Source organism: Paenibacillus sp. J31P190, assembly GCF_059692075.1.
The window spans coordinates 44,337-68,932 of the sequence record NZ_JCAUAS010000004.1 but is presented as its reverse complement, the minus strand read 5'-3'; the positions used below and the strand labels follow the sequence as shown (position 1 = coordinate 68,932).

The 24,596-nt window shown below is 41.8% G+C and carries 13 protein-coding genes; all 13 read right to left on the bottom strand.

The window, feature by feature from the left end; translation table 11 throughout:
* Positions 1-356 precede the first annotated feature (356 nt).
* Positions 357-2,066 carry an ABC transporter permease gene (locus AC58U0_RS10215; RefSeq protein ID WP_497378898.1) on the bottom strand — a complete coding sequence of 570 codons (1,710 nt, stop codon included), beginning with the start codon at positions 2,064-2,066 and terminating at the stop codon, positions 357-359.
* Positions 2,067-2,078: 12 nt separating this feature from the next.
* Positions 2,079-3,089 (bottom strand): ABC transporter ATP-binding protein, encoded by a 1,011-nt coding sequence (locus tag AC58U0_RS10210; RefSeq protein ID WP_497378897.1) that lies wholly within the window; start codon positions 3,087-3,089, stop codon positions 2,079-2,081.
* Between the two features lie 83 nt (positions 3,090-3,172).
* Positions 3,173-4,285: an extracellular solute-binding protein gene (locus AC58U0_RS10205; RefSeq protein WP_497378896.1), complete on the bottom strand. Its 1,113-nt coding sequence runs from the start codon at positions 4,283-4,285 to the stop codon at positions 3,173-3,175.
* A gap of 71 nt (positions 4,286-4,356) precedes the next feature.
* Entirely contained in the window at positions 4,357-5,175 is an 819-nt protein-coding gene (locus tag AC58U0_RS10200) for an MBL fold metallo-hydrolase (RefSeq protein WP_497378895.1), read from the bottom strand.
* Between the two features lie 20 nt (positions 5,176-5,195).
* The gene (locus AC58U0_RS10195) at positions 5,196-6,338 is read right to left on the bottom strand and encodes a GntR family transcriptional regulator (protein ID WP_497378894.1); all 1,143 of its coding nucleotides are present in this window, start codon (positions 6,336-6,338) and stop codon (positions 5,196-5,198) included.
* 655 nt (positions 6,339-6,993) lie between these two features.
* Entirely contained in the window at positions 6,994-9,048 is a 2,055-nt protein-coding gene (locus AC58U0_RS10190; RefSeq protein WP_497378893.1) for a methyl-accepting chemotaxis protein, read from the bottom strand.
* A gap of 20 nt (positions 9,049-9,068) precedes the next feature.
* Positions 9,069-9,992: an ABC transporter permease gene (locus tag AC58U0_RS10185; RefSeq protein ID WP_497379160.1), complete on the bottom strand. Its 924-nt coding sequence runs from the start codon at positions 9,990-9,992 to the stop codon at positions 9,069-9,071.
* Positions 9,993-10,042: 50 nt separating this feature from the next.
* Complete coding sequence (locus AC58U0_RS10180; RefSeq protein WP_497378892.1) at positions 10,043-11,599, bottom strand: sugar ABC transporter ATP-binding protein; 1,557 nt, start codon at positions 11,597-11,599, stop codon at positions 10,043-10,045.
* 103 nt (positions 11,600-11,702) lie between these two features.
* On the bottom strand, positions 11,703-12,701 hold the full coding sequence (locus tag AC58U0_RS10175) for a substrate-binding domain-containing protein (RefSeq protein ID WP_497378891.1): 999 nt from the start codon (positions 12,699-12,701) through the stop codon (positions 11,703-11,705).
* A 434-nt stretch (positions 12,702-13,135) separates the two neighbouring features.
* Positions 13,136-20,098 (bottom strand): GH32 C-terminal domain-containing protein, encoded by a 6,963-nt coding sequence (locus AC58U0_RS10170; protein ID WP_497378890.1) that lies wholly within the window; start codon positions 20,096-20,098, stop codon positions 13,136-13,138.
* Positions 20,099-20,295: 197 nt separating this feature from the next.
* The gene (locus AC58U0_RS10165; protein ID WP_497378889.1) at positions 20,296-21,294 is read right to left on the bottom strand and encodes a substrate-binding domain-containing protein; all 999 of its coding nucleotides are present in this window, start codon (positions 21,292-21,294) and stop codon (positions 20,296-20,298) included.
* 597 nt (positions 21,295-21,891) lie between these two features.
* Positions 21,892-22,221 (bottom strand): hypothetical protein, encoded by a 330-nt coding sequence (locus AC58U0_RS10160; RefSeq protein WP_497378888.1) that lies wholly within the window; start codon positions 22,219-22,221, stop codon positions 21,892-21,894.
* Between the two features lie 592 nt (positions 22,222-22,813).
* Positions 22,814-24,592, bottom strand: coding sequence for a sensor histidine kinase (locus AC58U0_RS10155; RefSeq protein ID WP_497378887.1), 1,779 nt, complete (start codon positions 24,590-24,592; stop codon positions 22,814-22,816).
* Positions 24,593-24,596: the final 4 nt, after the last annotated feature.

The following is a 24,596-nucleotide window of genomic DNA, read 5'->3' as shown; positions in this document are numbered from 1 at the left end:
CTCAACTTCTTTCCAAATCCAACCCCTTCCTCCGTATGATCGTTCATTCGGAAAACGCTTTCAACAATCATTATAATGAATTAATGAAATTCCTAGTATAGATTAATTTATGATCTCCATGTCATTTTTTACGGTTTTAGCCCTACTGGAAAAAAAGACTGTCGAGTATTTATCAGCCGGGGCTAATAGCTAGCGGAAGACAATCCTTGACTTCATTAATTAATACATGTCGCTATTTTGCCATGAAAAAATCCCCTCTAGTTTAGCAGCTTTCAAGTCCATTGTACCCATGGACTTTTCTTCACTGTTAACCATAAGGGGATAATATCAGTAGGAAGGTTTTTTCATTTTCAATGCTAGCCTTTACTTCTTCTACCGTATACAAAATATAAGGTAAGGGCAGACATAATCATCAAAATCACAGAATAGACAAGAGTCAGTGCTTTTGAATCAGCCACCGCATCTGCATCTGTACTATTTTTGATAACAATGCCCAACGGCTGGTACAGAGGGTGATACAGAAATACCGTCAGGTCATAATCCGCCAATATCCCGTTGAAATTCAAAGCAAGGACAGCCAGCGTGGAGGGAAGAATGATGGGCAGAAGTACCCTTCTGAAGGTATAAAAGGATTTGGCACCCAAATTTTTGGCTGCATCCTCAAGATTACTGTCAAGACTGAAGAAGGATGCCTTCACCATACGAAGGGTAAATGGAATGTGGACGATCACATAGGCAATGAACAGCAACCATACGGATCCGACCAACACGTTATTGCCAATAATAAGCCGAGGTATGCCAAAGGTGACAATCAGACCGATTGCAATTAATGTTGAAGGCAGCATCCACGGGATCAGCAGGGAATACTCCAGCATATCGGTCCAGGTGTTCTTATATTTATGCAATATTCGGGAAGCCATTAAAGCCAAAGCCACAACGGTAATTGACGCTGCCGCTGCATAGCAGACACTTACCAGATAAGGTTTAAAAGCGGAAAGACTTGAAAACACTTGGATATAATTGTTCAAAGTCAAATTGCTGAAGGAAATCGATGCTTTTGCAATGCTTTGGGCATCTGTAAAGGAAAAAGCAATAATAAGAATGACAGGAATGACATAGATCAGAAACAGAAGATAAGCTGCGGCATGGGTAAGCACATTCGCAAGCGGATGAATGATTTTTTGCTTAACCATCTCGGATTTAACTTTGGATACCGACATGAAATTTCCTTTTCTTTCAAACCGGATCATGATGGACAGCAAAACCATGGTTGCCAATCCGAGAACGAGCGCAAGCAACGCGGCTAAATCTTTGGAATAAGTGCTGTTGGCGAAGGCAAGAATCATAGGCGTAATCGTTTGAAATTCCGTCCCTCCCAGAATCAGAGGCGCCGATGTTGCAGCTAATCCTGTAAGAAAGAGGAGAATCGTCAACGCATAAATAGTCGGCTTCAATACGGGAAGTACGACCCGTCTCAGAATATAAAAGGGCGATGCCCCCATGTTTTTCGCTGCTTCGATTGTTTGAAAATCCACTTTACGCATAGCATTGCTTAAAAAAAGCACATGGTTGGATGTACAGGCGAACGTCATGACAAATAGCACTGCCCAATAGCCGTGAAACCACGTCGTATCAAAGGAAGGAAATACAAAGGCCAAGACTTTCGTCATAAGTCCCGTTTCACCGTAAATCAATTTGTAACCGGATACAAGCACAACGCCGCTGTAGATGAGCGTTGTAAAATAGCCAAGCCTTAATATCTTTGCGCCTTTGATATCAAAGTACTCGACAACCAGAACCAAGAAGATCCCGACAAGGTTTACCGTAAAAATAAGCGAAATCGCTAAAATAAAGCTGTTGTACAAGCTTTTCATGGCACGAGCGGAGGATAACAGCTTTTGAACGGGTTCAAATGAAAAATTTCCCTTACCGAAAAAGATTTCATAATAAACATTAAGATTCGGATAAATCAGAAAGGCGATGACAAACCATGCTATCAAAGCATAGAATATCAATGTGGACAAAGGGACGGACGACCGCGCTTTTTTAGTAATCTGTACGTTCAACAATATGACCCCCTAGTACTGCAAAATATCGCCGGCATGCATATAAATGTCAATCTCATCTCCCGTTTGGTATTGGTCATGTCCTTTTTCTGTTTCAACGGTCTTCAATATCCCGCCGCCTGCAATCTCCACCGAATATTTTGTGTAAATGCCATAAAATTCCTGATCCACAATTTTCCCTTTTAATTGTACGGCATTTTTACCCTGAGCTATTGGTGTGAGGCTTATTTTTTCGTTTCGAATATACGATTTTTTGGCGGGATCAATGAAATCCTTTAAGGGAGAGTTCTGAATAATCGTCGGTTGAATCAGATTAATATCGCCAATAAAGTTACAAACAAATTCCGTCTTAGATTCATTGTAAATTTCCCGCGGCGTACCGACTTGTTCCACAATCCCCTTGTTAAATACAGCGATTCGATCCGATAAAGTTAAGGCTTCTTCCTGATCATGCGTTACATATACCGTAGTGATCCCAAACTTCTTCTGAAGATCCTTTAACTCATTACGCAATTGCACTCTCAGCTTGGCGTCCAAATTGGACAAAGGCTCATCCAATGCAAGTATGCTAGGCTTGAGCACAAGAGCCCTCGCGATAGCGACACGCTGCTGCTGACCGCCCGATAACTCGGACACTTTTTTGACGAGCTGTTCCTCGCTTAAGTCTACTTTTCGGGCAATCTCTTTAACCTGCGCATCTACCTCGGCTTTAGAGAACTTTTTCACCCTCATGCCAAAAGCTATGTTTTCGTATACATTTAATGTGGGAAACAGCGCATAGCTTTGAAAGACCATGCTGATTTCACGCTTTTCAATAGGCACTTGGGTGATATCCCGATCATTCAACAGGATCTGTCCACTCGCAGGATTTATAAAACCTACCAAGCTCCGAAGAATAGTCGTTTTCCCGCATCCCGACGGCCCGAGGAACGTAAAAAATTCTCCTTCTCTGATGTCGAGATTAAGTTTCTTGATAGCATGGAAATCGCCGAAATGAATTTGAACATCTTTAAATGTAATCATTTTTGACCTCTGTAAAAAGTATTTTTTTAATAAACAGGCTGCATGCATGGAATATTCCAACATGCAGCTTGAATCATCAAACCTTATTTCATAATTTCCAATTGAATTTTTTCTACCCATTTCCCAAGGTTTCCGGCAACAAATACCCAGTCAAATGCTATTGGCTTGATTGACGCATAAAGAGCTTGCACATCTTTGTTTGCTTTTGCGACAGCTTTCGTATTCGCAGGCATGGCATTGAATTGTGCGGCAAATTGTCCTTGCACGTCCGCCGAACCGATCCAGTCGATAAACCTTTTTGCCGTTTCCATTTTCTTAGTCCCATTCGCGATAGCCGCTTGTTCTACAATCATGGGTACTCCACTACTTGGACTTACAATTCCCGCTTTAACCCCATATTGTTTCTCTTTTGCCTGCAGAGTGCCCGAAACGACGGCTCCAATCGGGGATTTTCCGTTAACCATATTCTGATAGAAATCTTCGCCTTTAACAGCTGGGACACCGTTGTCATACAACTTCTTGATTTCATCCCAGCCTTGCTTGGAAATTCCATACTGGCCTTTGTCATCTTTGTATTTGGTCAATATGCTTGCCACTATTAGCTGAGGAGTAATTTGATCAAGCTGAGTGGGAGTCTCATATTTACCTTTGAACTGCGGATTGCTATACACATCGGACCAATCCTTCGGTGCTGTATCCGCTGTATAAGTCTTTGGATTATAGCCAATCAGAATGGCTTGCTTGACCAAACCATGGTAATATCCTTCCGTGTCGTTCAAGCCTGCTTCAATTTCTCCCGCCCATGCTGGGGCATATTTGGCAAGAACTTTTTCTTTCTTTAAATTTTCATAAAGCATATTGTTTAATCCATAGATGACGTCCGCAACTGGATTGTTTTTCTCGGCTATCAAGCGATTCGTTAAATTTGCTCCGCCGGCACCGACAATTTCGATATCAAATCCAGCGTCTTTCGCCTTCTGGACTAACCAATCGCCTCTGCCGTCTGAATTCGCGTTCGTATAAACAATCAACTTTTCATTCTTAACCGGTTCTTTCGATGCAGGTGCAGATGCGGCCGGTGTACTAGTCGGTGCCGTAGTCCCCGCCGTATTACCGTTTGTATTGCCTCCACCGCAGGCAGTTACCGCTAAACACATAATTGATATTAAAGATACGCTTATCATTTTTCTCATCATATTTTTCGACTCTCCTTTAGGTTATAGATTGATTTTTTATAAAAACAATGAGACTATTAGCATCTGGATTTCTAGATATTAAAGATCAATCCATCATAGGCTACTACAACCCCGGCGGGTTTGAAAATTTCGTCAAATTCATCGTGAAGCAGTTTGGAATTATGGCTAAAGTGCGTGACGATGATGTGCCCTTCCTCTTTCAATATGTTTTCTTTCCGAAACTCACGCTGGGCCTCCAGCACCGTCTCAATACACATATGATTGCGATCTCGTGAATTCCCCGTGTATCCGTGCGTGCAGTCGAGTATAGCACAATCCAGATTTTTCCCCTTTAACCATGCCCAAGTAGCTTCTGGAAACCAGCCCGAATCATGTCCATACAGCAGCTTTTTGCCATCCTTTTCGATCACATACAATAAGCATGTTTCCATACGGTCATGATCCGCCAGGAGCGATGTAACAAGTGCATCACCTACCTTTATCGTCTCGAATGGGCGCAGCAGATGAAAAGCAAACCTTTCTCCTTCAAAGCGGCCGATGGCAACACGCGTATGGTACATCACGGCATCATTCCCATAGATATGCATCGGATGCTGAAGTTCGTGAGCAATTCCCGCTCTCCGGCATTCCAAATCATAAGCATTAAAATGATCGGAGTGCGTATGGGTGACAAGCAGGTGCTCGATAGCGCCCAAATCAATGTTGTCTCGAAGCGCCTGCATATAAGAATCTGGCGAATAGTCGAACTTGATTACATCGTCAATGATGGCCGAGGTTCGTGTACGTATGTTTTTTCCTCCGAGCTTCCGAGCTTTGAGGCAATGCTCACAGCGGCAAAATGCATTCGGAAAGCCCTCTGCAGCTGCGGTTCCTAGAAAATGAATTTTCATATAAACTCCTTCTGTCAATCCTAAAGAACGGATTTCCTCTCTACGATCTTCGTTTGAATTTTGATTGTAATCGTTTTCTCATGTGAATGATTTATGCGTTTCATAAGAAGATTAAATGCCGATTGGGCAAGCTGCCCGGTATCCTGTCTGACCGTTGTAAGAGGAATCGGCGTTAACGCTGATAACTGGATATCGGAGAACCCAACAATTGAAAGCTTATCTGGGACAGAGATCCCCATACTCAAGGCAGTATATAAGGTTGAAATGGCCACATGATCATCCCCGCACATGAGGGCTGTCATCTGCGGATTTTCCTGAATAAACCCTTCCTGTTCAGGGTCGCTCTCGTTAATACGACTTGGATTGCATGGCACGGTTTTAAAATGAATATATTGATTTTTGACTGGAATCGCATGATCGAGCAACGCCTGGATATAACCTAGATACCTCTCCTCCCTGCTAGTGATATTATCTATCGAGTTCGAGGTATATCCGATTTCCCGGTGCCCCTTCTCGATCAAATACTTGGTCATCTGGTAAGAGCCCTGATAGTGATCGTGATACACGCAATCAATCTGAACCTCACGAAAGATTCGGTCGATAATAACAATCGGAAACTGCTGTAATTTCAATCTCAGCACCTGGTCACTGCATGTCTTGCGCCCTTGAGGAAATAAAACGATGCCGTCTATTCCCCCTTCAACAAGTCTCTGCAGGCAACGATCCTCATCATCTTTATCCTTGCTGATTTTCAGAATAAGATCGCAATCGTGTTTTCGCACTTCGATCTCTGCTGCTGCGATAATTTTTGAAGTGTAATCAGATAGATGGGGCACTATAAGAGCTATCTGCTTACTCTGCTTATCCTCAACTGGAAGCGCTTTACTTTCTGACGGTAGTACTCCGTTATAAGGCTCTCCATCCCTTGGTCCGGAAAGGAAGGTTCCCCTTCTCGGCAAACGGTACACCAGACCCTGCTCGACCAACCGTTCCAACGCCAGCTTACTCGTCATCCGGCTAACACCGAACAACTTCGCAAGCTCTCCTTCCGAAGGGACGGGATCATGCGGTTGAAGCCTGCGGCTCTGGATAATGCCTATGGCCTTATCAGCTATTTGCAGATACAGTAGGCTCGATTTCTTTGACGCGTGTGCATTTTTCATCCCTGGTTATCCCTCGTTTGCTAAGAATCACACATAGATCAGTGATCTATAGTGAGCTTAATCCATGTCACTGACATATACAATGACTTAAGTCGTTAAGTTTTTGTAAAATAAGCATTTCGCTTCAAAAATTCTAGATTAATCAACGATCTCTATATCAATTTATATCCATTCTTTTCTACCATAAAATTTACAATATTGATACAATTAGATGCTTAAACTATCTTACACGATGTTGACCGTCAATTATATGTATGCGCAACCTATCAGAAAAACGGGTCAAAAAAGTGCGCATCTACATCATAAAACATAAGGAAACTGAGATGGTACAGAACGAAATCAACAAACTTGATAAAGAAATCGTTCACCTTTCAAGGAAATGATGTAGCGGGGAAATAAATAATGATGTATTCAATGCGTGCTGTGTGGCTTTAAAAAATGAGCGGCTGCTGGCCACCAGATAACTCTGAGGGAAAATATTACTTGCATATCGATCACATCCTTTAAATAAAATATAACCGCTTGCAAAAATGAAAAAAAAGCAGTCTGCCTAGCTATTATCAGCTTAGAGCAAACTACCTCATGTTTCCGATTATCACGCATAGTCAATTAGTTCATTGATCTCTGATAAAGTTGGCATCCTTTGATCTACGAATTACTTGAGCTTAAATGAAGCCACAGCTTGTTGTAAGACCTTAGCCATATGGGCTAATTCGCTGGAATAGGAAGCAACTTCTTGGATTGCCGCTGTCTGTTCCTCTGTCGTTGCCGAGATGTGATTGGTCGAACTTGCTGAACTTCCGTATAGATTAGAGACTACCTCCATAATTTCAACCATTTTTTGCATATTCGTTTGAATCCATTTAATTTCATTTGTCATTTCGCCCGCTTGCTCAGAAACCCCTTCAACTAGTTTAAGGATATTAGTAAAGGAGTCTCCTGCTTTCTTCGTAAGCAGCTTCCCTTCTTGAACTGCAGAATCACCATCTTCCATGGCTTTCACTGCTTTCGAGATATCCTCCTGAATCTCCGTTACTAAGGTATTGATTTCCTGATTCGATTGCATCGAATTTTCAGCAAGAAGGCGAATTTCCCGAGAAATCACCGTAAATGTTTTTCCATTTGCTCCTGCTTGAGCAGCAATAACACCCGCATTTAAAGCAAGCATGTTTGTTTGCTTTGCAATGGTGGATAGTAATGTCATGATGTGATTGATCTTTTTGGATTTCTCTTCTAATTGGTGGACGATCGCAACCGAATCGGATGAGTTTCGCGAAATCACATTGATTTGACTTACTGCTTCCGCAATATTCGCTTTTCCTTCAATGGCCGTTTGCAGCGCATCCTCTGCTGATTGGCTTGAAAGTTCAATTCGTTGTGTAATTTTTTTGATATTTACAAACATGTCTGTTGTTTCTTCAACAGCTTCATCAGTTAATGAAAGTTGTGTATGTGTACTACTCGCTACTTCTTGAATCGATTGAGCAATTTCTTCTGTTGCTTTCGCAGATTGTTCCGCATTATCGGATAAAAGAACAGAAGTGACAGACACGCTTTTCGCACTTTCAGATACTTGCAATAGAATGGACTTCAAGTTACTTGCCATTGTATTTAGATTTGTGCCCATTTGGCCAAATTCGTCGACCGTTTTTATAGGTATAGTTTGGGTTAAATCCCCGTTTGACATCGATTGAGAAAGTATATTTACTTTCTTAATGTTATTGGTAATGTATAAACTGTAGAAATAAATTACCATGATAATAAAACAAATCAACACAATTATAATCATAAGCGAAATGATAAAATAATCGTTTAGCTTTTGGTAAAGCTCCTCCTGCGAAATAACGATTGCCAGTTTCCAAGATGTATCCGGAACCGTCTGATAATACACTTTATTGGATCCTTTATCGTCACTAAAAACGGCATTTCCATTGTTATTCGACAGTATTTCTTGGCCAATTTGGGCCAAACTTACATTAGGGTCATTCATGATCTGATGATTCGTTGCATTCTGGTTATCTTTATTAGCAATAAAGTTCCCATTTCGATCCAACAAAAAAGCCCATCCATTTTTTCCAACATGCATGTCTGAAATTTTCTGCTGTAAGTTGGTTAAATTGATGTTGGCTGTAACGACCCCTTGAAATTTATTATTGTTATAAAACGGAACAGCCGTTGTTAATATCATAGCGCCAGAGGTTTTATCATAAAATGGATCCGTCCATACCATGGTTTCCTTTGTGTTTTTACCAAGCAGATACCACTCTTTTTCGGGATAATTATATTCTTTCGTATCATAATCATTGGAAAATAAAATGCGACCGTTATCCCGGTAGGCATAGGAGCTGTAATATTGCAAATAATTTTTATATTGGTAGGGCTCATACCAAATCCCAACGCCAAAGGTATCCGGGTTAGTGGACAACAAACCTTGAATAATTTGAAAATATTTACCTTTATCAATCTTGTCACCTACAGGTTCAATCGTGCGTGCTAAGCTTTCAGGTATTTTACTGTGCGCTGTTAATATGGTTTGCATATTGTTGATCGTTGCGTTTAATTGATATGCCATTTTATCTTGGATTTCCGCATTGATAATTTGTTTAGAATAGCTGTAACTTAACGCAGACAACACAAACATAGATAAAATTAACCATGGTAGAATCGTGACTAATGTGCGGGTACGTATGCTCTTGAAATGAAATTTCACCATAGTAACAGCCCTTCCTCTTACTTATCGCTGCGAAGACGATCCAATAGCACCGCAAGTACGATAACAACACCTGTAATAACGGTTTGCCAAAAGAAGCTAACATTTAAAAGTGTCAATCCATTTCTAATTACGCCCAAGATTAACACACCAATGATGGTCATCTGAATTCGGCCAATTCCCCCCGCTAGGCTCGTGCCGCCGAGAACAACAGCAGCAATAGCATCAAGCTCGGCCATGCTTCCAGCATTCGGCTGACCGGAAATTAAACGCCCTGCAAGAACTACGCCAGCTAATCCCGCACATAAACCACTTATGGCATACACATTAATTAATGTCTTTTCAACCTTAATACCTGTTAATCTCGCTGCCTCTTCATTACCGCCAATCGCATAAATATGTCTACCAAACATCGTATATTTAAGTACGATAAACATCACCAAATAGACAATGAGCATAATGTATATCGGTGTTGGAACCGATAGGATCTTCCCTGATCCAATAAACTTAAACGGTTCTGATGCCAGTATGGTAGGTAATCCCCCGCTAATCACAAAAGCAGCACCTCTTATATAAGTCATACTGCCTAATGTAACAATAAAGGATGGAAGTTTAGTTCTTGCAGTCAGGAAACCATTGATCCAACCAGCTGCATATCCCACCGCAATCCCAGCGAACATGGCAATAAAAGGGTTAATTCCTTGTTTTGAAAGCAATACGGAAATAACGCCCGAAAGTGCGATCGTAGATCCCACAGATAAATCAATCCCGCCAGTCAGAATAACTAATGTCATACCCGCCGCAAGAATTCCGTTAACGGATGATTGTTTTAATATATTAAGAATATTGCCCGTATCCGTGAAATTAGGTGCAAAAATGGCTAGTATGATACAAATAGCAACTAATACAATTAACATGCCTAGTTGGTTCCAAATTTTCCCCATAGATAATCCAACATTATGTTTTTTATTCACGATTGCTTCCATTCCAGCGCTCATTTGATCTCCCCCGTTGCATAATACATGATCTTTTCTTGTGTCGCGTCTTCACGTTGTAAGTTTGCCCGTAATTTACCCTCATGCATAACAAGTATACGATCACTCAGCGCTAGTATTTCTGGCAGTTCAGAGGAAATGACTAGCACAGCAAGACCGTTTTTGGCTAATTTACAAATCACTTTATGAATTTCAGTTTTGGCGCCAATGTCGACACCTCTCGTCGGTTCATCTAACAAAAGCACTTTGGGCTGGATGGATAACCAACGTGCAAGCAGCGCTTTTTGCTGATTTCCTCCGCTTAAGCTGACCACCTTTTGTTCTTTGTTTGCCGTTTTAATGCCTAGTTCTCTTATATACATGTCAGCTTCATTGCTTATTTGCGACCAATCTAAGAGGGCTGCTTTTCGATATTTATACATTTCAGCCATCATAATATTTTCTTTGACAGACATATTCAGGAATAATCCTTGTTCTTTACGACTTTCCGGAACATGAGCAATACCATATCGTATAGCGTCTTGTGGAGAAGTGATTTTCACCGGTTGACCGTTAATCAGAATTTCACCTGATGATATTTCCGATAAACCAAAGATAGCTCTGACTAATTCAGTTCTTCCTGCCCCTACCAATCCTGAAATCCCAACAATTTCTCCTGAATGCACCTCTAGCGAAATATCCTTTACATTTTTGTTATCAGATAAACCTCTAACCTCTAAAACCGGGGTTTTATCTTTAATCCAAATCGTATGTGAAGGCGGTTTTTGAAATAAGTCGGTTAATTCACGGCCAACCATTGTCTTAACTAGATGCTCCGGATTGGTTTCGGCGATAGGAATCGTTGTAATCCACTCTCCATCACGCAAAATGGTACAGCGATCAGAAATTTTAAAAATTTCATCCATGCGATGTGAAATGTAAACAATCGCAACACCTTTTTGTTTTAATTCATTAATAATAATAAACAGCTTATCTATTTCTTTGTGTGTTAACGAAGCTGTTGGTTCATCCATCACTAGAACTTCTGCTTCTATTGATAGGGCTCTAGCGATTTCCACCATTTGTTGTTGGGCGACACTTAAGGTTGAGACATATGATCTAGGATCTAGATCAGATCCGATTGATTTTAATAGGAAATGTGCTCGTTCGTGAACTTTCTTCCAGTCCACCATACCGAACTTATTTTTCGGGAATTTGGTTCCCATTAATACGTTTTCACCTATGGTTATATTCGGAGAAAGATTCAGCTCTTGATGAATGACACTAATGCCTTTCTCTCGCGCTTCCATCGCATTATGCCATGTGATCGATTTGCCTCGATACATAATCTCGCCGTTATCTGGACGGTATATCCCTGCCATAATCTTCATAAGCGTCGACTTACCTGCGCCGTTCTCTCCCATTAAAGCATGGACTTCACCTTTATGCAGGTCAATATTTATGTTTTTTAATACAGTAACCCCTGAGAAAGACTTGGTGATCGCACGCATGCTTAAGACTTGTGACGACGATTCAGAGGAAATGTTATTTTCAACTTCCGCTTGCACAGCTTCCATGTTCTCACTCCACCAAATTATTTATTTATATCAATGATAGAAGACTGAATAACTACGATGTGGTACCCACTAGCAGGTACCACATCATAATAATGATTCAATATTACCAGCCTTTATAGTCTTTAACGTTTTCTGTCGTAATGAAATCAGTTGGAAGTTTAATTAATGGTTCCACTTTTTCACCAGCAAGAACTTTAAATGCCGTTTCAACTGCAATGGTAATCATATTAAACGGATTTTGTGCTGAGCTTCCAACATAGCTTTTGTTTTCTTTAAGTGTCGTTACTGCATCCGGAGATCCATCCACCCCAACAATAAACATTTCCTTGTCTCGACCGGCTTGTTCTGCTGCGATTTTAGCGCCAATACCTGTTGGATCATTAATAGCAAATACCGCATCGATTTGTCCTTTACCGTTTGCTTGCAGGATGGTTTCCATCTTCGCCAGCGATGTTTCACGGTTGCCGTTACCGTTTTGATTAGCAACGATTTTAATTCCCGGAGCTGCTTTGAGAGCTTCTTTAAATCCGGCAATACGGTCTGTTACAGCGGATACCGGCGGGCCATCTAATACAGCAATATTTCCTTTTCCGTTCAACCGTTTAACCAAATATTCACCTGCGATTCTTCCTGCTTGAACGTTATCGGAAGTTACACTCGCATTAACGCCGCCTTCAGAAATTGTATCGACTGAAATGATGGGGATACCTGCTGCTTTAGCTTGACCCACTGCTGCTGCAATACCTTTGGTATCTACGGAACTTAGAATAATCATACTTACTTTTTTAGTAATAAAATCTTCGATTTGAGCAGTTTGTGTAGCCAAATTATCTTCTGCGCTAACTGCGATAACTTCACCGCCGTGTTTCTTAGCAGCTTCAGCTGCACCTTTGGACATCGCTACGAAAAAAGGATTGCTTAAGTTTTGTACGGTCAAACCGATAACCACTTTTTTCTTTGGTGCCGGATCTGCTGCTTTAGCTGCGCTAGCTGTTTCTGCTGGCGCCCCAGTTGCTGCTGCGGGTTTGGTTTCCGCTGCTTTACCACAAGCCGAAAGTGCAAATACAACAAAAAGTAACAACAAAATCTTCATGTTTTTCATGTTCAATTTCCTCCGAATTATAGTAATTTTTTCAAAAAAAGTTTGTCGAACAATAGAAAAATATGTGATAATTTAAATGTAATTGTTTTCTATGAACATGTTTTAGAGTCCAATTGTCTACCACGTTTAGCGACACAGTTATTCAATTGCAAAGCTCTTTAGCATGTTCTTTTCTCCTTCCTTTTTTTTGAATACAACCAAATCCCCCAAATAAAGTCAATCATGATTGACACTAATCACTTACCTAAAAGAAACCTCACCTCCCTAAAAGAATGGATGTTTGTTTTCTGTGTCTTCATCATACCTGTGATAAATACAAAAAATAATAGAAAATTCTCTTGCAACTGTTGAAATTTTTCTACTAAACAAAAAATGCCCTAGCCTGTTATGAAGCAGGCTAGGGCTATATCTTGTTACTATCGTCTTGGCTGCGATTATTCCAGTATCAATAATCGGTAAAGCACTACAGCCGTCTCAGCCCTTGTCGTATGATCGAATGGATGAATCTTCCCGTTGTTTCCTTCAATAATATGGGATTTCACAAGAGTAGAAACACTGTCAATGGCATATGACGAAATATCATTACTATCCTGGAATATATTCAAATCCGATTTTGTACCTTTGGCTGTATCGCGTTTTGCTGCAGCCATCGCTCTATTCAGCATAACTATCATATCCTGCCTTGTAATGGAAGCATTCGGGTTAAAGTGACTTCCATCTATGCCATTTGTAATACCTAGCTTTTTAGCGATGCTGACCGCTTCATAATAATAATCATCAGATTTAACATCATCAAAGTTGGAATCCGCTTGGGCCGTTAATTCAAGTGCGCGTACAAGCAGCAGAATAAAGTCTGCCCTTGTAATATCCTTTTGCGGAGCAAAAGCTGTCTCAGTTGTGCCTTGAATAATGCCTTTGGATGCAAGGAGTTCGACCTGCTTTTTAGCCCAAGCATAATCATTAAGATCATCAAAGGACTTATTCACGTAAGCAATTGCATAATAGCTGAAATGAATCGTTTTAAAGATCATTTCACCCGTTGCTTTATTAAATTTAGCATTTGGAACAGGCGCGATGCTGCCGGATGGATCCAGATACCAAACAACTAAATGATCTGTATGGTTAATTTCTTCTGCTGTAGGCGTGTAATTGATAGCTACCTGTACAGGAGCAGCCGCATTACGCCATGGAATAACTTTACCATTCAAAGTGGCAATTAATTCAAGAACCGGTCTTGTTCCGATTTCAGATTGTTTGCCGTTACCAGCTGCCTCTTGATTAGCAAGGGTCATACTTAAAACAATGTTGTCATTCTCATTGAACGCGCCTTCGGTAAACATCTGACTCGATAAAGTCATTGTGCCTATTGGACTACGAATTTCAAATTGTCGATTAGCATGATCACTCGATAAGAACGTAGATGGTATCTCGATGCTGTACCCTTTAACATCATCCGCTTTGTCCAATTCGATTGTTATCTTTTTGATGCCTTTAGCGTCATTCCTGACTGCATCCAACGCTTTATTCAACATCTCTTTTGAAACTTTACCCATAGCAATTTTATTAATTAAACTAGTCGGAACAACAAGTCGGTCATGATTGTTAGGCGTTGTGCCCACACCTGTAGTTACTGGGGTTACTGGCGTAGGTTCTGAATCAGTTTCATTTGATTGTACAACCGTGACGGAAGCTGTTGTCACATGTCCTTTATACGCAGCTGTAATCAAGGTTTGACCAGGTCGCTTTCCGTACACTATGCCAGCAGCACTCACAATGGCTATAGAAGGATCAGAGCTTTTGAATACAGCTTGGTCCGTAACCATTTGTTTGCTTGTTAGTTCGCCAAATCCATACACCGTTAATGGCATACCCTGCAAACCTCCATAAACGATTCCCGTTACAGAGTTGTTTGCATCATGAATGGCACCGCCATATACCGCTTGATTTACAGTTTGAGTCATTGGACTTAAAACAAGAGCCGATACAACGGTTGAGTGGGTTCTATTCGTTTCAAGCGTGTAGCTTCTTTTATCCATTTGAAGCTTCTTGATCGACCTATCTGCCCAAATGCCGTCAAGCTGATAAATACTTAAAAAGTTGACGTTCACTTCCCCATTTTTTGCATAAAGCTCGAGACCCTTGCTGTTCGAATCAGGGAATATTTGATCTGTGAAGACTCTTCTTCCATCATTTGCAAACACTTCAAGGGTATCCTCATCTACAAAGATATGAAGTTTAATTTTGTTATTTTCCGGAAGCAGAGGAGCTTCTTGCCGGACAGGGATAATATCACTTACATCAGGTCCTCCTGAATGTGTACGGTCCACAAACACTTTTTGACTTGACGTGTCATACCCGATCACTGTCTCCTGCGAGTTGGACTTACGAACCTTAAATCCAAATTCCGATGCATCCTGAATACCGAATTCCACGACAATTTCCATCGTACTTCCATATACGGCTTGCAACACATTATTATCCTGTTGAACTTGGAAATTGGTCCAATACAGAACCGGCTTTCTTAATTGTTCCAACTGCTGAACCGGCTCCTGAGTCAGACGGATTCCATCCGTTGTCGTCTTAAGCTCAACCGTACGCGGAATGCTCATTCCACCCCGCCAAGTACTTGTAGGCGTATTGCTCGCATATCTCCAGTTATTCATCCAGCCGAGCCATACGGGTCTTCCTTGCTCATCCCGAATATTGCTCCATGTTACTGCTGCATAGAAATCTGAACCATAGTCAATCCAATTGGATTGATCAGGAGTTGGCCGTTCATCCGGTGTAAAGGTTTTGCCATCGAACGTGCCGACAAAATACATCATACCTGATCCTTTGCCAGGAGGCTGAGGGTCAACATCTCTTCTGTTTCCGTTACCATCACCGGTGCTAATGAGCATAACCCATTTCTTCTTGGTTGGATCTCCATCGACGGGCAATTCGATTAAATCAGGACATTCATAGATGCCGAAATGTGAGCCAAGACCGTCAGAACCAAATGAGCTTTCATAATTCCATTGCTTTAAATTTGTCGATGAATAGAACTCAATGTGATGACCAACTGCTAATTGCATGATCCATTTGTGAGTATCCTCATGCCAGAATACTTTAGGATCCCTGAAATCCGGCGCAGTTCCTTTAGGTTCCCTTACATCCGCTGCAGCTTCCGATAACAGGACAGGATTTCCTGTATATTTCGTCCAGGTTCTGCCATTATCCTTACTGTAAGCGATACTCTGCACCTGCTGCGATCCATTTTGCGTATAGAACGCTACCAGACCGGAACCTTCTTCATTAAAAAATCCGGATGTGTTATGCGCATCGACTACAGCACCTCCTGAGAATATGGCACCATGTTCATCAGGCGCTATGGCCGGTGGAAGTTCTTTCCAATGGGTAAGATCTGTACTTACCGCATGCCCCCAATGCATCTTATCGAAAGCAGGAGATGTAGAGAAAGGAGTATGCTGATAAAACAGATGGTATTCTCCATTATAATAGACCATACCGTTTGGATCATTCATCCAATTTTTTTCAGGTGTGTAGTGAAACTGTGGTCTGTATTGCTCTAAGTATTTTTCACGCGGAATACTTAATTGAAAATCATCTGCACTGATATAACCAAAAGCACCTGAGGTTTTATGGTCTACGACTTTAAAATATACTTCTTCCCCCAGGTAAGCTGATGCATCCCATGTAACATCCTGAAAGTTGTCTGAGTCCGATCCCGTGGCTTTAAACAGTTCCATATGGTCAGAAGCTCTGACTAGTGCTACATGCAGCTGTTCAGCATCCTTGCCTCCAGCGACCAAAAAGCTTAGAATGCCAGTCCCTGTCAATTGGAATACTTTTGATGACAATGTACCTGTCAAGGCAGGGTTTTTCGCTTTATTCCCGTTCACATAATACGTTCCATAGTTTCCATTCCCGGGTAAATTTGAGATAGAATCTGCGAATGCTTCACCTTCCATCGTCCACCCAGACAAATCGCCAGTTTCAAAATCAGGGTTTTCTAATTGTGAAACAGCATTCACCGTTACAAAGCGATCTAGGTTGAGGTGTCCCCATCCGGCAGTTGTTTGATCCACAATCCGGAAATACAGTTCTTCACCGGCATACGGGGTAGCGTCAAAAGCATGCTCTGAATATTGTTCATCACCCTTGCCTGTAGTCGTGAAAAGAATCTCGCCTGTTCGATCCCTAACTAGCGCAACGTATAAGTTATCGATATCCGAACCGCCGCCCATCAGGAAAGTTAATCTTCCCGATGTAGGGATATTCTTATCGCCCGAAGCGATGAAATGGCTGGATTCCATAATTCCCTTTCTGCCGTCTCCGCCGCCTTGAAAGCCCCAGAGATGATACAGTCCATTTTGCATAAATGGCTTTGTTCCCCAGAATTTATCCTGCGTTGTTACCGTATTATCAAAAGCGTTACCCTCAACGATCTTCCAACCTCGTAAGTCTCCGCTCTCGAAATCGCCATTCATAATTTCATGTGACACATAATAGTTGAAATCATCGACATCGATATGACCTGTCGCCACATTGTCGACAATGGAGAAATAAAGATCTTCATTTATAAATTTTGAAGCGTCCCAACTGACGGTTTGATAACTGTGAGAGTTGTGACCCGTTGCTCTAAACAATTCTTTATGGTCGGATGCTCGAACTAATGATACATAAAGATGGTCAACGTCTATATCTCCGCTAATTTTAAAATTAACAGTCCCTGTCCCGGCAAGCCTGAATGTACTGGATGTTAAAGTGCCTGTCGCTTCGTTATTTCCAATAACATGATAATTGCGCTGTTGCCCGTAGGCATTTCCCGAAGAATCAGTGTCCTGATCAGAAACTGAAAATGCGTTTCCACCTACTGTCCATCCAGATAAATCTCCTTTTTCAAAATCTTCATTATTCATCACATAAGAAGGAGAACCTGTATTGCGAACATGGAAATCGTCGACATTCAAGTGTCCTGTTAGGCTATTATCCATAACTTTCAAAAACACCTTTTGCCCTAAGTAGGCTTTGGCATCCCAAACGATCCGTCGAAGAGATTCAGGACTTACCGCACCATTTGCCGGCGTCTCACTGAATAGGATTGAATCGTCTTCCGCCTTTACTAACGCAACGTAAAGATGATTCGGATCATGATTACCGCTTAACATAAAGTTAATTTCACCGTTGCCGCCAAGTTTAAAGACTGACGATTGGAGAGAGCCTGTTTTTACATCCGCATTACCCAAACCGGCACCGGCTAAGCCTTGAATATAGTAATTGCCTATTTGGTTGATTGGGTCTTCACCCGACATTGTCTCAGCGGAAACAGTTCCTGTAAAAGCATCACCTGCAGCTTGCCAGCCCTCTAAAGTGCCTGTATCGAAGCTTGGATTCAAGATATCTGCCGGGTCGTTGTTGAATACATGAATATCGTCAAGGTTAACATGCTGCCACCCGCCGCCAGGCACGCTATCCACTGCTTTCAGATACACTTCCTCACCTGTAAACGCAGAAGCATCCCACACAACCGGGTCGTACCCCTCAGAGCCTGCATGAGCAGTATGCGTGGATTTGATCAGTTCTTTCCCGTCAGAAGCACGAACAAGCGCAACATACTCGGTTTGAGGGAAATTACCTCCACCTAACATGAAATTAATTTCGCCATTCCCGCCAAGTACAAACGTGGTTGATTGAATAGTACCTTCCTTCCAATCATCACCCCAGAAATGATACTCACCGACTTTATTAATTGGGTCAGGATGCCAGTAATTTACTTCTGAAGTAACCCTACCAGGCGCCTCGCCGCTCGTAACCGTCCAGCCCGTCAAGTCCCCGGTTTCAAAGTCAGGATTCACAATGTCATGAGGCAGATTATAAACTTGGACATCGTCAAGATTCACGTGCTGCCACCCGCCTGCTGCTATCTGGTCCACAAGCATTAAATAGACTTGCTCGCCTAGGTAAACCGAAGCATCCCAAGTCACTCTTGCATACGCCTCCGAATCTGCAAATTGTGTATGATTTGCTCTCATCAGTTCTGTATTGTCAGAAGCACGCATTAAAGCAACATACTGGGTATCGAGATTTCCGCCACCCATCATGAAATTAATTTCACCAGTTCCGCCAAGGACAAACACACTGGATTTGATTGATCCTTGCTTCATGTCATCGCCCCAAAAATGGAACTGACCTGTCTTATTAATCGGATTTTCATGCCAATATTTTACGGTTGGCGAAACTTGACCGGGCGCTTCTCCGGATTCAACGGTCCATCCTGTTAAGTCGCCCGTTTCGAAGTCAGGGTTTACAACGTTATGAATGGTATTATATACGTGGAAATCATCAACATTGATGTGTCCTTGACCCAGATCAACAGCTTTCAAGTAGACCACTTCGCCAAGATGAGCGGAAACATCCCAGATCACTCTTTTCATGGACTCGGGACCGTCACCTAGTGAAGAACCGGTTGCTCTATATAATTCTGTATCGTCGGACTCTCTGACTAGAGTGACATAAGTATGATCCATATCATTCGTTCCGCCGATAAGAAAGTTTACTTCACCTGTTCCTTCGAGCTTGAATGAGGTAGACTGCAGAGAACCTAACTTTGCTTCTGCACTTCCGGCATCACCGTTCAAGCCCGATACAAAGTACTTTCCTTTTTGATAATAAGAGGTTTGATCCTCACCATAAGTTACCGCGTTTGAGACTGAAAAAGCATCGCCCTTAGCGTTCCAACCACTCAAATCTCCCGTTTCGAAGCTTGGATTGTCAATACTATTCGTTACATTATATACATGGAAATCGTCCACATTAATGTGCTGACTTGTGCTATTGTCCACAACTTCAATATAGAGATCTTCCCCTATGTAATCTTGAGCTTGCCAATTCACTCGTACATATCTTTCATATTGATCAGGCAATGCGAACCCAGCGCTTTTAAACAAGATTGTATGATCAGAAGCGCGAACGAGAGAGACATACAAATTATCGATGTCATTGCCTCCGCCAACCAAGAAGTTAACTTCACCATTTCCGGAGAGCCTGAACGTACTCGATCTCAACGTACCTGTTCTTGGATCTGAGATGTTTACGTTGTTGGAATCTACTACCGCTGGATTCCATCCCCATGCATGGTAATTGCCGTTCAGTTTAAAAGGATGAACACCCCAAAAATGCTGTGCAGTTGAGGGTAGATCGCTGAATGCATTCCCAGTTGTCGTCCATCCTGATAAATCACCAGTTTCAAAGTCAGGATTTTCTATCGTATTTGAAAGCTGCAAAGCATGCGCTTTTGTTGACATTCCGCTAAAAGCAACCACATTAGAAAATAACATAAAACTAGCTAAACCTAACGCAACATTACTTTTTACCTTTCGGGCGCTAATCGCCATTTTTGTAACCCCTTTCATAAATTAATGGATCAATTGTTTTAAATATCCTACAGGAGCATACTTAGGTTTCAGCACCTCCCTTCGATACATGAATTACGCCGTCTTCATAAACGTCGACTTACCGGCGCCGTTCTCTCCCCTTAAAGCACGATGTGGTACCCGCTAGCAGGTACCACATCGGTAATAATGACTCCAAATTACCAGCCTTTATAGTCTTTTACGTTTTCCGTAGTGATGAAATCAGTTGGAAGTTTAATTAATGGTTCAATTTTTTCACCAGCAAGAACTTTAAATGCCGTTTCAACCGCAATGGTAATCATATTAAACGGATTTTGTGCTGAGCTTCCAACATAGCTCTTGTTTTCTTTCAGTGTCGTCACAGCATCCGGAGATCCATCCACCCCAACGATAAACATTTCCTTGTCGCGACCGGCTTGCTCTGCAGCAATTTTGGCGCCAATACCTGTTGGATCATTAATAGCAAATACGGCGTCGATTTGTCCTTTACCGTTTGCTTGCAGGATGGTCTCCATCTTGGCAAGCGAGGTCTCACGATTACCGTTACCATTTTGATTAGCAACGATTTTAATTCCCGGAGCTGCTTTGAGAGCTTCATTAAATCCTGCAATGCGGTCTGTTACAGCGGACACCGGCGGTCCATCTAATACGGCAATATTTCCTTTTCCATTCAACCGTTTAACCAAATATTCACCCGCTATACGTCCTGCTTGAACGTTATCGGAAGTTACACTCGCATTAACACCGCCTTCAGAAATTGTATCGACAGAAATGATCGGGATGCCTGCTGCTTTGGCTTGGCCCACTGCTGCCGCAATACCTTTGGTATCTACGGAACTTAGAATAATCATACTTACTTTTTTAGTAATAAAATCTTCGATTTGAGCAGTTTGTGTAGCCAAATTATCTTCTGCGCTAACTGCGATAACTTCACCGCCGTGTTTCTTAGCAGCTTCAGCTGCACCTTTGGACATCGCTACGAAAAAAGGATTGCTTAAGTTTTGTACGGTCAAACCGATAACTACTTTTTTCTTTGGTGCCGGATCTGCTGCTTTAGCTGCGCTAGCTGTTTCTGCTGGCGCCCCAGTTGCTGCTGCAGGTTTTGTTTCAACTGCTTTACCACAAGCCGAAAGTGCAAATACAACAAATAGTAACAACAAAATCTTCACGTTTTTCATGTTCAATTTCCTCCGAAATTTTATAATTTATGTTTGTTTTTTGTGTCTTCATCATACCTTCGATCAAAACTAAAAATAATAGAAAATCTTCTCGCAACTGTTGAAATTTTTCTAATAGGCTGTTTCGGTTATACCAGCTTGATAATGCTCACATTTCAACAATCGAGTTTCTGCCATAGTTGGGGCGAATGACTTTCCCCCGGAAGCTGATCCGTCTTCTGAAATTTTTTCGAGGAATTGCGTTTTTAAAGCCTATTGCTGCGGTACCGCCTTATTGGACCACCAGTTTTGACATCAGGCATCACTTTGCCCTTTTCAACTAGAGACTTAAGATATTTTAAAGCAGTATTTCTGTGGATTCCAACTGCTTGAGCTATCGTAATCGGGGAATAGGCCTCTATCTTATTTTCGATAAATTTGAAAATAGCTAGTTCCGTTGGAGACAAAGGCGGTTCAATTATATTTGATTCAATCCCCCACCTCGCTAATGCATGCATCATCTGTTGTTGGCAGCGGCGAGGCTGCTCCAGTATGCTATGCAGTGAAAAGCGAAGCACCTTCCAATCGTCAATTACAAGGTCATTCTGGCGGAACCGGTCATCTGAAAATTTTATACGAATCCGCATTATAACCATGTGTTCCCTTATCGTCTACTTCGATGCAAATTTTGACGACAGGCGATGGTTTGGCCAAATCCAGGTATCTGAAGCCGTCTTTAAAATCGATCACTTCGTACTCAGCAAGCCAATCGTCAAAACTCCCGACAGCGGGCCAAAACACATGGATAATGAATTTCTTTAGTGAAAAACTTAGGTCCTTTTGCAGCCGTTTACGCCGTTCCCCTGTGCACGACTTGATTTGAAGTGCCATCCACTTTTCGTATGCAGCACGAAGCTGCAGATTCATTTCACCGTTTATTTTTTCCATCTTCTTCTCCACCTTGAGGAAATAAAATAGCCGCTTGCTCCGGAAAAGAATTTCCGGAGCAAGCGGCGTGTACTTCACGACCTGATAATGGATAATTTACTTCAAGTTAAGCAAAATTACAATAGGTCTTTTAAAAGAAGCACAACTTTTGTGCGCTAGCGCCCTGCGGCGACGGATCCGACGACCTTGCGCACAATTTTTGTGCGCTAGCGCCCGGTGGCGGCAGATCCGACGACCTTGCGCACAATTTTTGTGCGCTAGCGCCCGGTGGCGACCGATCCGACGACCTTGCGCACAATTTTTGTGCGCTAGCGTCCGGTGGCGACGGATCCGACGACCTTGCGCACAATTTTTGTGCGCTAGCGCCCGGTGGCAACCGATCTGACGACCTTGCGCACAATTTTTGTGCGCTAGCGCCCGGTGGCGGCAGATCTGTCGACCTTGCGCACAATTTTTGTGCGATAGCGTCCGGTGGCGACCGATCTGACGATCTTGCGCACAATTTTTGTGCGCTAGCGTCCGGTGGCGACCGATCCGACGACCTTGCGCACAATTTTTTTGCGCTAGCGCCCGGTGGCGGCGGATTTCACTTCTATTCTATGACTGGCAGCCAAATATTGACGGTAGTTCCTTTCCCTAATTCACTCTCGAAATGCAGCCCATACGGATCGCCAAAATGGAGCTTGATTCTTTGATCCACATTTTGCACGCCGATACCACTACCTTTCGCAGACGTACAATCTTTTTGGTATATGTTATGGATCTCCTCCGGAGACATTCCAATTCCATTATCGATGACCTGAAGAAGAATACGGTCCCCCTTACGTATACCAGTTATTTGAATATGACCTTTCCCCGCATTATTTCTTATTCCGTGATAAATGGCATTTTCTACTAGAGGCTGTAAAATAATCTTGATCAGCTTATAGGAAAGAATACTCTTATCCACATTGATTTCAAAATCCAATTTAGATTTGTACCGCATTTCCTGGATCGTCAAATAGTTTTTGATATGCTCAATTTCGTTAAAAATAGAAAGGAATTCTTGTCCTTTACTAATGCTTAAACGGAATAACTTTGCTAAGGAAGCTGTCATAAGGATAACCTCTTTCGACTTTCCAGTCTCTGCCATCCATATAATTGAATCCAACGTATTATAAAGAAAATGAGGATTAATCTGAGCTTGTAACACCTGCAACTCGCTCTTTCTTTTTAACTCCTGTTCCTTCATATTTTGCAGCATCAGTTCTTTGATCTCTGTCGTCATTCGATTAAATCGATTACTTAAATGCCCGATTTCATTGGAGCTTTGAATATCAACCTGAATGTCGAAATTCCCCTTCTCTACCTCTTTCATCGAACTTTCAAGATGCTTAATGGGCCTTGAAATACGCAAGGATAGAATGATTGAAAGCAGCACTGCGATAATAAGAAATGCTATACCTCCAAAAAAAGTATACGTTTTCAGCTCATTCTTATTGGAGACTAATTCGTCCACATAAGTGACCCCGACAATTTTCCATCCGGTGCTTTGCGATGTTTTAATCGTATACATCCGGCTATTTTTACCTTCTGAAGTGACAAAGCTGCTGCCAGGAGTACGCATAACTTGAGAGATCAATTCAATTTTCTGATTGTTATTAATCATTTGCTGCTCTGGGTGATAAACAATGTTTCCGTTTGCATCCAGAATGAAGACATATCCCCTATTTCCAAGTTTAATCTTGTTGCAAATATCGTTGATGACACTATAGTTCAAGTCTACAAGCAGAACGCCAAGCTTTTCATCCCCGACATCACTATTCAGTTCACGACTTAAGGATATCACTGAATTATAGTCGTTAAGAATCATATTTTGTACATGTGTAGAAGAGATAACGACTTTCCCCTTCGCTTCAATTGCCTTCTTATACCAGCTTTGTTCCGTTGGATCCACTTGTGGATTTAGTTTAATCTTTTCATTGTAAGGGATAATCTGCCCATTTGTACCAAATATTAGAATCGATGAAATATCTTTTCTTGTATTCAACACGGTATTCAGCTGGAAGGATATTTTCTGTTTCAAATCTTCCTTGCCGATTGCACCAAGATATACCTGCTTCAAGAGGTACTCTTTGATGTCATAATTGGAAAGAACCATTCGTGAAATGTTGTCCATATAATTGATGTAACTATCTATATTCGAGCTTACTTGTCCCATAAGCTGATACGTATAGTCACGCGAATTTTTTTTAACGGCATCTGTGGAAAGATTATAAGACATCCATGCAATCACCATAATTGTGACCACGATTAAGCATGAGAAAGCGACAGCAATGGTTGACTGGATACTTTTGAAACGGAAAAAATGTTTGATTCGATTCCTTACCATGTTT

What these genes read in the sequence shown, in the direction of transcription:
- AC58U0_RS10210 (WP_497378897.1), bottom strand. Translation starts at nt 3,089, where the DNA reads ATGATTACATTTAAAGATGTTCAAATTCATTTCGGCGATTTCCATGCT.
- AC58U0_RS10205 (WP_497378896.1), bottom strand. Translation starts at nt 4,285, where the DNA reads ATGATGAGAAAAATGATAAGCGTATCTTTAATATCAATTATGTGTTTA.
- AC58U0_RS10200 (WP_497378895.1), bottom strand. Translation starts at nt 5,175, where the DNA reads ATGAAAATTCATTTTCTAGGAACCGCAGCTGCAGAGGGCTTTCCGAAT.
- AC58U0_RS10195 (WP_497378894.1), bottom strand. Translation starts at nt 6,338, where the DNA reads ATGAAAAATGCACACGCGTCAAAGAAATCGAGCCTACTGTATCTGCAA.
- AC58U0_RS10185 (WP_497379160.1), bottom strand. Translation starts at nt 9,992, where the DNA reads ATGGGGAAAATTTGGAACCAACTAGGCATGTTAATTGTATTAGTTGCT.
- AC58U0_RS10180 (WP_497378892.1), bottom strand. Translation starts at nt 11,599, where the DNA reads ATGGAAGCTGTGCAAGCGGAAGTTGAAAATAACATTTCCTCTGAATCG.
- AC58U0_RS10175 (WP_497378891.1), bottom strand. Translation starts at nt 12,701, where the DNA reads ATGAAAAACATGAAGATTTTGTTGTTACTTTTTGTTGTATTTGCACTT.
- AC58U0_RS10170 (WP_497378890.1), bottom strand. Translation starts at nt 20,098, where the DNA reads ATGGCGATTAGCGCCCGAAAGGTAAAAAGTAATGTTGCGTTAGGTTTA.
- AC58U0_RS10165 (WP_497378889.1), bottom strand. Translation starts at nt 21,294, where the DNA reads ATGAAAAACGTGAAGATTTTGTTGTTACTATTTGTTGTATTTGCACTT.
- AC58U0_RS10160 (WP_497378888.1), bottom strand. Translation starts at nt 22,221, where the DNA reads ATGGAAAAAATAAACGGTGAAATGAATCTGCAGCTTCGTGCTGCATAC.
- AC58U0_RS10155 (WP_497378887.1), bottom strand. Translation starts at nt 24,592, where the DNA reads ATGGTAAGGAATCGAATCAAACATTTTTTCCGTTTCAAAAGTATCCAG.